Origin of the sequence: Fibrobacter sp. UWR2 (assembly GCF_002210285.1) — a bacterium.
In the GTDB taxonomy this organism is placed as follows: domain Bacteria; phylum Fibrobacterota; class Fibrobacteria; order Fibrobacterales; family Fibrobacteraceae; genus Fibrobacter.
Genome location: NZ_MWQE01000008.1, coordinates 108,691 through 122,255, shown reverse-complemented (window position 1 = coordinate 122,255; position 13,565 = coordinate 108,691). Strand labels below are relative to the sequence as shown.

Here is a 13,565-nt window from a genome sequence, read left to right as displayed (position 1 = left end):
CGGCTCCGAATTTTCTGAAGACACAACAGTATGGTGCGCTACTTTTTCTTGCCCTGGTTGGCTACGGCTTCCATTTTGGCCTTGAGGGCTTCCTGGTCTCCTAGGTAGTAGTGCTTAACCGGGTTCAGATTGTCATCGAACTCGTAGACGAGCGGGGTTGCGGTCGGGATGTTCAGGCCGAGAACTTCTTCCTTGCTCATCTTGTCGAGGTACATCACTAGGGCGCGAAGGGAGTTGCCGTGGGCGGCAATCACGACACGCTTGCCGGCTTTCATTTGCGGCTTGATTTCTTCGAGGTAGTAGGGGATTACGCGGGCAATTGTCGTTTCAAGGCTTTCGTTCTGCGGGAGGAATGATTCGTCTACATCGCGGTACATGGCCTGTTTCTTTGCGCTGCGCTCATCGTCATCGGCGAGTACGGGCGGTTTGATATCGAAGGAACGACGCCAAATCTTTACCTGCTCTTCACCGAACTTCTCGGCGGCTTCGGACTTGTTCTTGCCCTGCAGGTCTCCGTAGTGGCGCTCGTTCAGTTTCCAACTCTTTACGACGGGGAGCCATGCTCTATCCATCTCGTCGAGCATGTGGTTCAGCGTATGGATGGCGCGCTTCAGGTACGAGGTGTAACACAAATCAAAATCGTAGCCTTCGGCTTTTAAAAGTTGGCCAGCAGCGGTCGCTTCTTCGTGACCTTTTTCGCTCAGGTCGACATCCATCCAGCCGGTAAAGAGGTTCTTCTTGTTCCATTCGCTTTCGCCGTGGCGGACTAGTACAAGTTTAATCATGAGGTTTCTCCTATTTATTGTTTTTGATGAAAGCAATAATAGAAAAAAATCCTTGCTAAAATTAGATTAATCTAATAAAGTTAGGCTAATTTAATTTAAAAATGAGAAAGTAGTGCTTTATTCCACAAAAAAGCCCTCCCGCAGGGGGAGGGCTCGATAAAGGTTTTGCCTAGCGATTACTTGTAGTAGACGATGTTGACAGTGCCCTTGGTGTTGGCTTCCTTCATCACCTTCTGGATCATGAGCGGGAACATCTTGCCATCGGCGGTGACAACATCAAGCCAGAGGCCGCTCACCAGTTCTTCATCGGCGTCAAGAGGCATGCTGCTTCTCGAGAAGTCTTCCTTGCAGACAGGGCTCTTGGTCGGCAGGAGGCCGGAAATCTGGTTGTTGTCTTCGTAAATGGTCGTGCCGGCACCCGGAACGAGGAAGGCATCTCCGCCCGTGAACTTAAGCGTGACGTGCGGATTGTCGGCAGCACCGGTTTCGAAGTTGATGGCCGTCAGGGCACCACCCGAGGTGTTGGAAAGCACGAGTTCGTTTGCGGTTACCGGAGTGCAGACTGCGGCAGCAGAAGAGGAGGACTCAATCGGCTCCGGTGTCTTGCATTCCGCTTCGGGGCGCGTGAACTTGAGCGTATCGATGACGGTCGTGTAGAGCGAGGTCTTGATACCTTCTTCCTTGCTGCTGGAGTAGGCAAAAATGTAGAGCTGGAATTCGCCGCAGGTGCTGAGTTCAGAGAACTCGATGTATTTCTGGGAGAACGACACCATGTCGGTCGGGAACACCTGACCATCGAGGTTGATGTTGATCTTTTCCTGGTACGGCTTCCCGTCGATGACTCTACCCACGGCGAAAGACACGCTGTCAATCTTGACATCGACATTGGCGGTGTAGGGCTCGGAGGTGTCCATGAATTCCGGGTCGATCTTGATGACGCCGCCCAGGGAACCACGCATGCCGTTGGTACCGGACATCACGGTCACCTTCAGACCGTTAACGGTAATCGGGGAAAGTGCGGATTGCTTGGGAATATCAATCTTGGGACCGGCCGGTTCCTTTCCGTCGGGACCGACTACGGGATCACTGGAACCTTCATCGCCGCATGCGAAAAATCCGAAGGATGCGGCTGCGATGGCAGAACCGAGAAGAATTTTTTTGAAGTTCATAAGAGTACCTCTAGTCTGTTTTTCTTGAAAATAAACAAAAATAAGCCAAAAAGCAAAGGATTTAAGTGAAAAAACTGCGAAATTTCGGAAACATATTGCCTAAATTACCCTTTTTTGCCTTTTTCATGAAACGCTCCTGCACATATAGCTATCCTAGGCGCTCGGTAAGGCGGGTGTAGCGGCGTATGCTGCGGTTGTTGCGGACCGCGGTCGAGAAAGCCCCTGGGGCAGAAAGTACCCATACGTGGCCCTTGGCGCGGGTAATCGCCGTGTAGATGAGGTTCCTCTGGAGCATCATGTAGTGGCTAGAATCGAGGATGACGATTACGGCGGGGTATTCGCTTCCCTGGCTCTTGTGGATGGTGCTGGCATAGGCGAGGGTGAGCTGCTCCAGTTCGTCGCCCTCGTACTCGACAGTCTTGTCGTCGTAGAATACGGTGACCTTCTCGTCGTCCTTGTGGACCTTGAAGATGATGCCGACGTCACCGTTGAACACGTTCTTGTCGTAGTTGTTCTTTATCTGCATCACCTTGTCGCCGTCGCTCCAGCCGACCCCCATAATCCTGTGGCGTGCCTTGCCCGGGTTCTGCAGTTCCTGCAAGAAACTGTTGAGTTCGAATATGCCGAGGGGGCCCTTGCGCATCGGGGTGAGGATCTGCAGGTCGGTTTTCTGGTCGATGTCGAGTTTGGCTCGCACTCCGGTCGTAAGCAGTTCGCGCAGAATGTTCTTCGCCTCTTCGGGATCCTCGAACGGGATGAAGTGGAAGTTCGGACCCTCGATGGGCGAGGGGACGATTCCGGCGTTGATCTTTGCAGCCTTGTCGGCGATGTCGTTTCCGCCGGCTTGCCTAAAGATATGCTGTAGGCGCGTTGTCGGAATCCGCGGGCAGCGGATGAGGTCGTTTAGCACGTTCCCGGGGCCTACGCTTGGTAGCTGGTCTGAGTCGCCCACGAGTACGATGCGCGTCTTTGCGTGAATGGCCTCGAAGAGGGCGGCCGCAAGCCAGGTGTCGACCATACTGAATTCGTCGATTATAAGCAAGTCGCAGGGGAGCTTGTTCTCGGCGTTCCGGTTGAACTTCTTTGTGGCGGGGTCCATCTCGAGCATGCGGTGTATGGTGCGTGCAGGCATTCCGCAGAGGTCGCTCATGCGCTTTGCCGCACGGCCCGTGGGGGCGGCGAGGAAAACGCTCTCGTCCATCTTCTGTGCGAGGTGGAGGATGCCCTTCAATATGGTCGTCTTGCCGGTACCGGGGCCGCCAGTGATGATGGAAATGCGGTAGGCGAGCGCCATCTCGATGGCCTTCCTTTGTATGGGGTCGAAGGCAAACTTGTGCTGGTGTTCCCAGTCCATGAGGGAACGCTCGAAACCCGCGGTCGGGAGCGCGTTGCCCGCCAGCCGGTACAGGATGTTGTCTGCAATGCTCTGTTCGGCGCGGAACATCGGCGGGTAAAAGCAGTCGTCGTCGACACGCCGGATGCGCTCGTGTTCGCAAAGGTCGTCGAACTGTCGGATAAGCCCGTAGGCGGCATCGTCGTCTTCCATCGGGATGCGCAAGATCCGGAAGGTCTTTTCGAGCAGGGTGTCCTTGGGGAGGTACACGTGGCCTTCGTTAAAGCTGGATTCCTGCAGCACGTACATGAGGGCGGACTGCAGGCGCTTGGGGCTATCCTTGGCAATGCCTACCTTCGTCGCGATTTCGTCGGCCTTCAAGAAGCCGATACCCCAGATTTCTTCGCAGAGCAGGTAGGGGTTTTCCGTAATGCGTGCGATAGTCTCTTGCCCGAACTGGTTCCAGAGTTTCCTGGCGACACTGCCCGCGATTCCGTGGCCATACAGGAACAGCATCGTTTCCCTGCTGTGGCGGTTCATTTGCCATGCGGCGAGGAAGGCTTCGACCTTCTTGGCGGTGATGCCCTTGATCTTTGCTTTGCGGAAAATGTCCGGATGGTTGTCGAGGATGTCGACGGTGTCTTCGCCGAAAACCTTCACGATGGCCTCGGCCGTCTTGGGGCCGATACCCTTGAATAGACCGCTGGAAAGATATTCGGCGATGTTCTCGCTTTCGGTTACAGCAACAGTGAACGAGGTGCACTTGAATTGACGGCCGTACTTGGGGTGGTACCCCCAATCGCCATCCATCTTGAGCGATTCTCCCTGCCTTAAATCGGGAAAAGTCCCCGTTACGACAACGGGGGCTTTTTCGTCTTTCACAATCACACGGAATACGGAGAATCCGCTGTCCGGGCTGTGAAAGGTAACGTTCTTGATTGTTCCTTCGAGCTGCAGGGGCTAACTCTCCTTAGTCCGGTTCGTAGTCGTTCTTTTCATCGATAGAACTGTCCCACTTATCCGGGTCGAATTCCTTCCTGGAAGCAAGTTTCTTGCCGCGCAGGCAGAGGAGCGCGCCGAGGACGGCTGCATTCTCGATGGCGAGCACGAGGGCGGTCTTGTAGTCGAGACCAAAGCCCAGCGGAGCGCCCTTCAGGTTCTCGGGGCTAACCCACAAGATGTAATCGAAGCAGATGAACGCCATGAACATGCACGGGATGAGCGTAATCAGGTAGTTCTTCTTTTTGCTGCGGAGGTAGACTGTCGCAACGCACAGGCTGCAGACGGCCATGAGCTGGTTACTCCAGCTGAAGTAGTTCCACAGGATGTTGAATCCCTGCGGGTTCAGGTTGCTCCAGAAGATGAGCACGAGGCAGATGGCGAACATCGGGACGGTCAAGAGCAGGCGCTTCTTGGGGTCGGCCTGGTCGATGCCGAAGAGTTCCGAGATGGTGAGGCGGAGGCTGCGGAGGCTCGTGTCGCCACTCGTGACCGCAAGGATAATGACGCCCACCACCACGAGGATGGAAATCGGGGCGAACGGGATGACGGTAGAAACGAGAACGCTTAAGACCTTCACGCCGCCGGCTGTCATGAGCTCGGGTTGCATGTGGTAGATGAACATGCCGCCGGCAGCCCAGATCATGCCGATAAGGCCTTCGATAATCATCATGCCGTAGAACGTCTGGCGGCCGGTCTTTTCAGTGACTTCGGTGCGGGCCACGAGCGGGCTCTGTGTGCTGTGGAAACCGCTGATGATGCCGCAGGCGATGGTCACGAAGAGCATCGGGATGATGGGCTGGTGTGCCGGATGCTGCGTGAAGTTCGAGGCAATGTCGCTGAGGTTGAATTCGTCAAGCACGTTCAGGTGCGGGGCGATACCGATCATGATGCCGAGAGAGGCGAGGATGAGCATGCCGCCGAAAATCGGGTAGATGCGCCCGATAATCTTGTCGATGGGGAAGAATGTGCTCACGAAGTAGTAGGTGAAAATAACGCCAACTGCAATCCAGAATAGCGTGGGGGATACTGCGCTGCCCGCGATGATGGGCGTGTTGATGAGCTGCGCCGGAGTGTTGGTGAACACGGCTCCCACGAGAATGAGGGCTACGGAGATGAGGGCCATCACCACCTTGGACGGGCCCTTGCCCAGGAACTTGCGCGAAAGGGCCGGCACGTTGTAGCCGTTGTTGCGCATGCTGATCATGCCGCTGAAGTAGTCGTGTACCGCACCGCCCAATACGTTGCCGATGGGGAGGATGATGAACACGATGGCGCCGAACTTGATGCCGAGTATCACGCCGATGACGGGGCCGATACCCGCGATGTTCAGGAGCTGGATGAGCATGTTCTTCCAGTGCTTCATGGGGACGCGGTCAACGCCGTCCGGGTTGGCGAGTGCCGGAGTCTTGCGGTCGTCAGGGCCGAAGACATGTTCGACAAACTTTCCGTAGGTAAAGTATCCGCCGATGAGGATGGCGACACCGATAAGGAATGTAATCATGTTATGCCTTCTTTTTAGTTAAAAACTTATTTTGCGCTTTCTTCGGCAGGGACTTCGTCAGCAGCGGGTTCTTCCGCGGGCTGCTCTGCCTCCTGATCTAGCTCCTGCTGGGCGCTTTCGCTTGTTTCGTTCACGGCGGGGGCAGCTTCTTCTTTCTTTGCTCCGCGTACGTAACCCTTGTCCTTCGCGATCTCGTCGGGAGTCTTGTCCTCGCCGAACTGCTGCCTGAGATAGATGGCGTTTGTCGTGAAGCTCGACTTGCCGGCATAATCAAACCCGACAACCGGGTGGTATGTCTTGCCGAGTTGGAATGCGACCGCGATGCCGAACTTGAAGCCGCAATTTCCGTCGACAGAGATGTTCGGATTGATGAACATGTTGGGATTCTGGTTCTGTTCCAGGTGGCCCGAGGCTTCCATGGTTGCAGACTGGTAACCGAGTGTCATCAGGACTTCGAAGAAACTAAAGGGCTTGTAGCCGATAACGACATCGAAGGTGTATGCCGAAATGTCGAGATCGAGCTGGCCACTGTAATCCTTGGGGCGGTAACCGATACTGCTGGAGTTGTAGCCGAATACGAGGCTCACGTCGAGGCCTTGCGCTGCTGGCGGGAGCATGTACTGGAACCACCTGCCGAAACTGTACTGCAGGCCAAAGCCGAGCAGGCTGAACCCGCGCAGTTCGCTGATTGCCGGGAGCCACATTCCGCGGAGAACAACCCTTGCATGGAAGGCGCTGACGCCAAGCTGCAGGTACGGGTAAGTGAATACACCGAGTCCGTTCAAGGTCTCGTTACCGTAAATCGTCTTGCCGTCGTAGGGCTGGGCCATGTCGTGGCTCTCGCCGAAAATAGTCGGGACTTCGACGCCATTTTCGGTAAAGACGCGGTCGTCATCGTTGATGGGGATGAGCGAAATGGGAATGCCAAATTCGAATGCAAGGCTCTGCGGTACGTTTGCACTTACGTACCAGTTGCTGTTCAGTACGTTGCCCAGGTTCTCGATGATGGGCTTGACGTAGCCGGGGCGGTTGAAGGGCGCGCCCGCGCCGGGCCTGTCTTCGAAGGCGGCGATGGATTCGTAGATGGATGCCCAGCCGTTTTCGTCCATTGCCGATGCAAAGGAGACGGCGCCTGCTAGAAATGCGATTGAAAGTTTGGCAAACGTTTTCATACGTTGCCAAATTTAGTTATTAAAACTGTATCTGAAGGTTTACGCCGACAAAGAAGAACGTCTGCCACATGTAGGAATCGAGGTCGCAGAGCTCGCTTTCTTCGGTATAGACATTCTTGAACCAGTTCTCGTAAATCTTTACATACGGGACGATGGCGAAATTGTCAAACAGGAAGTACTTGATGTTCGCAATAAGGCCGACAGCTGACCCCATAAGTTCCGAATCGCTGGCCTCGCCATCGATATAGGCGGTGTTTTCCGTTGTGACGGTCGTGTAGGAATAGGCGGCGCCGACCCCAATCTGGAAGAACTCCGGCCAGAAGAAATTGTACGTGAATTCCATGCTGATACGCCAGATGAGGCTTTCCCCTTTCTGGGATTCGTCCGGAAATCCGTTGATGACCTGTTCTGAATTCCAGATCTGGAAGTTAAGCCCGATGGTGAATTCGCGTACATTAACGCCGATTGTAAAGTCAGGGCTTGCAAAGATATCGAGAGCGGGGGAATGGATGGTCTGCTTGCGACCCGATGTGTCCTTCATCGAGAGCACACGCTCGTTCAGGTCGCCCTTGGAGGCGTAAAGTCCGATACCAGTGCTGAAAAAGAACGTGCGCGGCCATGCCTCTTCGGCGAATGCTGTACCTGCGGTCAGTAAAAAGACTAGGGCTACAATTATTTTCTTCATGTTTCCTCTAAACAACCAATTTAGGGGAAACTTAGTAAAATTTTAGTAACCAGCCCACTCTGCCGCGATGGAGGGGCTCGCTTTTCGTATGGTGTTCTCTTCGGGGCTGTCCTTTGCAGGTGCGATATCGCCGTTTTCGATGCGGGCCTTGATTTCGTCGAATGTCTTGGGCGGCACTGCAGAAGGGCTGTTGTCGCCGACCACCTTGCAGGGTGCGCCTTCGGATTCCTTTGCCTTGTCCTTCACCGGCGTGTATTCGCGGGCGGCAGGTACCGTATAGAACTTGTCTTCTTCGGGGCACCATGCGGTAAGGCACTTGCCGTAGACGCAGCCCGAATCGAGCCCGATGAATCCGGGAATGTTCACGAATCCCTTCTTTGCCCAGTGCCCGAACACGACGGTTTTCGGCCATTTTACCAGTTTGTACCATGGCTCATCATTCCATTTGCGGATGGACAGCAATACTTCGGGGCTCATGTCTTCAAGGCGTGTCTTGCCGGGTTCTAGGCCTGCGTGCACGAGGAGGGCGTGCGGGGTGTCGCGCCAGAGGGGCCATGTTTTTACCGTATCGCGGATGAACTCCCAGTCTTCCAGCGGGAGCGCCTTGAAGCGGTTGCGCTGCTTCTCGGTCCACATGCTTTCGGGGGCTTCCATCGAGCGGATTAAATGTTCTTCGTGGTTCCCGCGTACGGTAAGGATTCCGAGATCGATGACGGTGCGCATTGCCCGCATCATGTCCGGGCCCTTGTTGATGATGTCTCCGGTCTGGTAGAGCGTATCGCTCCCGCGTACAAAGCCGAAGGCGTCTATGATGCGTTCTAGTTCATCGGCGCAGCCGTGTACGTCACCTATGTAGAGAGTTCTTGACATGATGGTTGATAGGTTCTGGTTTGGAAATGTGTAATGTGTAATTAGATAACTTTTTTCATTTCACATTTCTCATCCCACATTCCACATTATTACAGGTGTACGGCTTGCCGCAACTTGTTCAGTTCGTTTGCGGTGAGTTCGCGGAATTCGCCTGCGGGCAAGTCTCCCAGCTGAATATGGCTGTAGCTCACGCGCTTCAGGTCGCGGATCTCGTAACCTACGGCGCGCATCATGCGGCGGATTTCGCGGTTCTTGCCTTCGATAAGCACGAGTTCCGCAAATCCGTTTTCGAGATACACGTCGGTTGCAAATGCGATTTCTTCCTGTGCGTCCGGGTCATCGGGGTCGCGAATGTCTACACCGTCAACAAGTTTCTGTGCGGCCGCTTCGCTAAGCGGCCGCGTCGTCCACACGTAGTAACTGCGGGGGATTTCGTAACTCGGGTGCGTAAGCCGGTGCAGCAGTTCCCCGTCGTCGGTAAACAGCAGGAGCCCGCGGCTCTGCAGGTCGAGTCTCCCTACATACTTGAAGGTGGCATACCCCGGCGGCAGGTAGTCGTATACGGTGCGTCGCCCCTGCGGGTCGTCCTTGGTGCATACGCATCCGGCCGGCTTGTGGAACATGATGACTTTCGTCTTCTTCGGGAGTTTCGCGGGCTTGCCGTCGACGAGAACTTCGTCGTTGCTTTCGTCTACCTGGTGGCCCATGTCGGTAACGGTCTCGCCGTTTACCTGCACGCGACCTTCCTGTACGAGGGTGTCGGCGGCGCGGCGGCTAGCGACTCCGCAAAGGGATATGAACTTGTTGATGCGCATTATTCGTCCCCGTCCATCTGGATCTTGAGTTCCTTCAACTTTCTCCAGAGGGTGGCGCGGCTAATGCCGAGCCTCTTGCAGACTTCGGTCTTGTTGTTCTTGCAGACACTCAGCGCATGCAGTATGTGCCGGCGTTCCATCTCTTCGAGCGAGATGATGTCTTCGGCGTCTGCGGGTTCGTCCGCTGCCTTTGCGGGGGTGTCTACGCGTGTGCCCTCGATGCTCGTGAGCAGGCGCGGTTCGGGAATGTCTTCCTTGATGTGCGGAATGGCGACCGTCTTTTCACGGGCTTCTTCCTGTACGTTCTCGGGCAGGTCTTCCAGACGCAATATGCCGCCTTCCGAAAGAACAATTGCATGCTCGATGATGTTCTCGAGTTCGCGGATGTTGCCCGGGTAGGGGTACTTCGCCAGGGCGTACTGTGCTGCCGGTTCCACGTCGGTGATGTTCTTCCCGTGCGTCTCCTTGTATTTCAAAATGAAATAGCGGATAAGTGTGGGAATCACTGGCTTGCGTTCGCGGAGCGGCGGGAGCGTCAGGTGGAACGTGTTCAGACGGTAAAAAAGGTCTTCGCGGAATTCGCCCCGGAGCATGGCCGCCTGCAGGTCGCGGTTGGTCGCGGCGATAATGCGGATGTCGAGGTAGCGCGCTTCAGTTTCGCCTACGCGCCGAATTTCGTGACTCTGCAAAAAGCGCAACAGTTTCACTTGCGTCGCTGCAGAAAGTTCGCCGACTTCGTCAAGGAACAGGGTCCCCTTGTTGGCGGCCTCGAACAGGCCCTTCTTGTCGGCGGTAGAACCCGTATACGAGCCCTTCTTTGCTCCGAAGAGTTCGCTTTCGACCAGGTTTTCGGGAATGGCGCCACAGTTGACCGCGATGAACGGTTCGCCCGCGCGCTTGCTGTAGCGGTGAATGACGTTTGCGAGGAATTCCTTGCCCGAACCGGATTCGCCGGTGATGAGCACGGTACTCGTGGTTGGGGAAATTTTGTAGACCGTCTTGAGGATTTTCCTCATTTCGGGCGTGTCGCCAAGTAGGGTGTCCAGCACCTGGGATTCCATCAACTGGTGCGTAGACTTGTTCTGCTTTAAGGTCTGTATCTTTTTTGCGGTATCCTCAAGTTGCGATACCGAAGCAGGCTTCATCAAGAAACTGTTTGCCCCGCGGTTAATCGCGCTGGTGGCTCCGGGCCAGTTCTTGTTGTCGCACAGGACAAAAATTTCGATGCTCGGGTCCTTCTCCTTGAGATAGCTTACGATATCCATGTTGTCGAAGGTAAGGAAAGGAACTTCGATAAACGCGAGGTCTATCGGGTTGTTCTTTACCAGTGGCATCAAATTGTCCTTGTCGTCACAGAGCAGGAGCTCTGTTTCGTCCAGATTCCAGGAACGCCGAATGTCGCTGATAAATTCCTTGTCGGAATCAGCTATCAGGATGTTCATCGGCATCTATTACTGGTGACTTTTGATGATTTCTTCGACCTTTTCGCGGAACTGCTGGATATCGATGGGCTTATTGAACGTGACCGCGACATCGAAATGCTTGGCCGTCAACAGGTAGTCGTCTGCGGCCGTGCGTCCGCCGGCGCTTACGGCAATCGTTCTGTCGCTCATGCCCATGCGGCGCAAATCGAGAATGACTTCGTAGCCGTCAACGTCCGGCATAATAATGTCCGTGACGATGACATCGTACTTCTTGTTCTGGTAGAGAGTCTTTGCTTCTCTGCCGTTGCTTGCGGTTTCCACTTCGTAACCCTTGACTTCAAGGGCGGTCTTCATCATCAAGTTGAACTGTTCGTCATCGTCAATAATCAAGATAGTGGCCATTATGCATCCTCCGTTTTTTCGGTTGCTAAGTCCCAATATAGATTAAATTGCGTGCCCTCGCCGAGGGTCGTGTGCACTGTGAAATGCGCATTGCCGTCTTTTAGGAGCCTGAGGGCTGAAGTAAGCCCCAAGCCGAGCCCTTCGCCGGGCGCTTTCGTGGTAAAGAACGGCGAAAAGATGCGTTCGAGGGTCCCGGAGTCGATTCCCGTGCCAGTGTCGGCGATGGTGAATTTCGCATAAACTCCCGGCTCGATGGTGTCCGAGAAGGGCTGTACGATTTTCGTTTTTACCTCTTCGCGCTCCAGTTTGAACGTGAGCGTTCCGCCGTCGTCCTTCATGGCGAATATGGCGTTGTTTGCCAAGTTGCTCAATATGCGGTCGAGCGCTGCCGGCAGGCACTTTATCTTCAGGTCCTTGTCGATGTCCTCGGTCGATATGTGGATGTTCGACGGGAGGGTGAGCTGCACCTTCTTTACCACGTCCTCGATAATCAGGAATGGCGAGAACACCATCGGTTTCGGTGCGATGGACGCCTCGTTCCTTATGGCACTTAGCAACTGGTTCACGGAATCCTTTGCCTTGTTCGCCGCCTTGTTCGCTTCGCCGATAAGTTCGCCTGCCTTCGCGATGGTCTTTGCCTTTTTCTCGGGAATGTCGTCGGTCGGCAAGTTCTCGAGGGTCTCACGAGCCAGCTCGCAGAACCCAATCTGGGCTCCGATACTGTTCTTGTAGTCGTGTGCGAAACCGCCGAGCATCGTGCCCAGGTCTTCGAGTCGCGAATGGATTCGTTTCTGTTCGCTCAGGAGGTCGCGTTCCCTTTCGAGACGCTTCTGTTCGGTGATGTCCTGCTTGAGTCCGATAATCTTGTATGGTTTCTGTTCCGATATAATCGGGATGAACTGCTCGTTGTAAATGAATACGGCCTTGTTGTTGAAGATCAGGTTGTTCGCTTCGTCTTCGGAAATTTTTTCGTGACGGTCGTTTTCGTACGTGGTGAATATGCTCGATAGCCCACTGTTGCGCGCCTGCAGTTCCCTGTCCGATATGGATTCCGTGGAGTCCGTCGTTTGGATAAGGTTGCCGCGGCTCTTGATGTCCATGATGTTCTGTGTGGTGTAGACGCCCTGCTCGTTCTTGGACCAAAACTGGAAGGGGAGCGCGTTGATGAGCGTGGAACTGAAACTGCTCTGCTCCTTGAATTTCTTTTCGGAGCTGTCGAGACGGTCCTGGTAGCGGATGAGGTCCTTCTTGTAGTCGGCGAACTGTCGGTTGAGCGTCTTGATGCGCTGCTGGTAGAAAAGCGAGTTCGTCTGGTCGCTCAGGAGCAAAAGCCACATGTATGTAGAAAGCGTGGTACGGTACTTGTACAGCGAGAGACTGAAGGAATGTAGTTCGTCGTTGACCTGAACCTTCACGCTTTCTGTCACGACTTCGTTATCCAGTTTCAGGCTGGGAATGAAGTCCTGAATGTGGTACATCTTCATTTCGTTGTCGGTCTTGCGGAACAGGAGCTGGGCTGCGGGGTTGCAGTAGCTGATGATGCCGTCGGCCTGGATGGCGAAAACGCAGTCGCCGAGCTGGTTGAACAGGCTCTTCATGAGCCAGTGGGAACTCTTGTTCTTGAACGAAATCGAGGTGAAGTACTGCCCGCAGAGAACCGAGAGGAATATGCATGAGTATTGGTGCCATTGCAGGAATATCGGGTGTCTTCCGTTGACGTTGAATCCACTTGCGACAGGGATCATGAAGTCGAATACGAACGAAAGAGCGATGAAGAATATAAAGCTGCCGGCCATGTAGAAGTTGATCTGCGCCGAATCCTTGTCGCCGGTCTGGAGCGTGTTGCGCATCAGCTTGTATATGGTAAGCAGGAGCTCGGGGAACACGTACAGGAAGAACATCATGGAATAAATCTTGAAGTATGCATGGTCGTGCAGCGGCATGAAACCGAGAATCTTGAATTCGGTGAAAAACGGTTCGTTTACGCAGAAGATGACGGTGACGGCGATGACGTTTGCTACGCCTATGGCGTTCAGGAGCCTCCAGAAGTTGAATCGCCTGAAATGGAGGGCATGTTCGGCAATATGGTAGATGGTGTTGCCAGCCTGGATCCAGGCGATAGCCTGCAAACCGAAGATGATCTTTGCGGCAAGACCGAAATGCGGCCCGCTGAAGAATAGACTGCCGACAAGGCTGAGTGTATTCCAGTAGGTGCATATGAGCATCAGCTGGTATATGGCCTTGGGAAACTGCCTTAGTCCCGTTTTCTGGCCCAGGATATAGGGAAGCAGGAACGTGAGTATAAGCGCTACGGCGGAAAGCCCCGTGGCGATAGGCGAGTCGGAAAACAGAATCTCTTGCATATCTTCTAGAAACTTATATAAAAAATCGAATAAAAGAAAAGTCC

Annotated in this window: 11 protein-coding genes; all 11 read right to left on the bottom strand. The window is 54.4% G+C overall.

The annotated features are described in order from the left end of the window. Window positions 1-38: 38 nt before the first annotated feature. Window positions 39-785, bottom strand: a complete 747-nt coding sequence (gpmA, locus tag B7994_RS11075; RefSeq protein WP_233143183.1) for a 2,3-diphosphoglycerate-dependent phosphoglycerate mutase — start codon at window positions 783-785, stop codon at window positions 39-41. Between the two features lie 176 nt (window positions 786-961). Beyond that, the gene (locus tag B7994_RS11070; RefSeq protein ID WP_088638520.1) at window positions 962-1,954 is read right to left on the bottom strand and encodes a hypothetical protein; all 993 of its coding nucleotides are present in this window, start codon (window positions 1,952-1,954) and stop codon (window positions 962-964) included. 148 nt (window positions 1,955-2,102) lie between these two features. Next, entirely contained in the window at window positions 2,103-4,226 is a 2,124-nt protein-coding gene (locus B7994_RS11065) for an ATP-dependent RecD-like DNA helicase (RefSeq protein WP_233143187.1), read from the bottom strand. A gap of 31 nt (window positions 4,227-4,257) precedes the next feature. Continuing rightward, window positions 4,258-5,790, bottom strand: coding sequence for a carbon starvation protein A (locus tag B7994_RS11060; protein WP_088638518.1), 1,533 nt, complete (start codon window positions 5,788-5,790; stop codon window positions 4,258-4,260). Window positions 5,791-5,816: 26 nt separating this feature from the next. Then, window positions 5,817-6,962 (bottom strand): DUF6588 family protein, encoded by a 1,146-nt coding sequence (locus tag B7994_RS11055; protein ID WP_088638517.1) that lies wholly within the window; start codon window positions 6,960-6,962, stop codon window positions 5,817-5,819. 19 nt (window positions 6,963-6,981) lie between these two features. Continuing rightward, window positions 6,982-7,647 (bottom strand): hypothetical protein, encoded by a 666-nt coding sequence (locus B7994_RS11050; RefSeq protein ID WP_088638516.1) that lies wholly within the window; start codon window positions 7,645-7,647, stop codon window positions 6,982-6,984. A 42-nt stretch (window positions 7,648-7,689) separates the two neighbouring features. Next, a complete protein-coding gene (locus B7994_RS11045) occupies window positions 7,690-8,517 on the bottom strand; it encodes a metallophosphoesterase (protein ID WP_088638515.1) in 828 nt (275 codons plus the stop codon). Between the two features lie 89 nt (window positions 8,518-8,606). After that, a complete protein-coding gene (locus tag B7994_RS11040) occupies window positions 8,607-9,332 on the bottom strand; it encodes a pseudouridine synthase (protein WP_088638514.1) in 726 nt (241 codons plus the stop codon). Then, window positions 9,332-10,774 carry a sigma-54 dependent transcriptional regulator gene (locus tag B7994_RS11035; protein WP_088638558.1) on the bottom strand — a complete coding sequence of 481 codons (1,443 nt, stop codon included), beginning with the start codon at window positions 10,772-10,774 and terminating at the stop codon, window positions 9,332-9,334. The genes B7994_RS11040 and B7994_RS11035 overlap by 1 nt, the downstream gene beginning before the upstream one ends. A 9-nt stretch (window positions 10,775-10,783) precedes the next feature. Next, a complete protein-coding gene (locus tag B7994_RS11030) occupies window positions 10,784-11,158 on the bottom strand; it encodes a response regulator transcription factor (RefSeq protein WP_088638513.1) in 375 nt (124 codons plus the stop codon). Beyond that, window positions 11,158-13,521 carry an ATP-binding protein gene (locus B7994_RS11025; protein ID WP_088638512.1) on the bottom strand — a complete coding sequence of 788 codons (2,364 nt, stop codon included), beginning with the start codon at window positions 13,519-13,521 and terminating at the stop codon, window positions 11,158-11,160. The genes B7994_RS11030 and B7994_RS11025 overlap by 1 nt, the downstream gene beginning before the upstream one ends. Window positions 13,522-13,565: the final 44 nt, after the last annotated feature.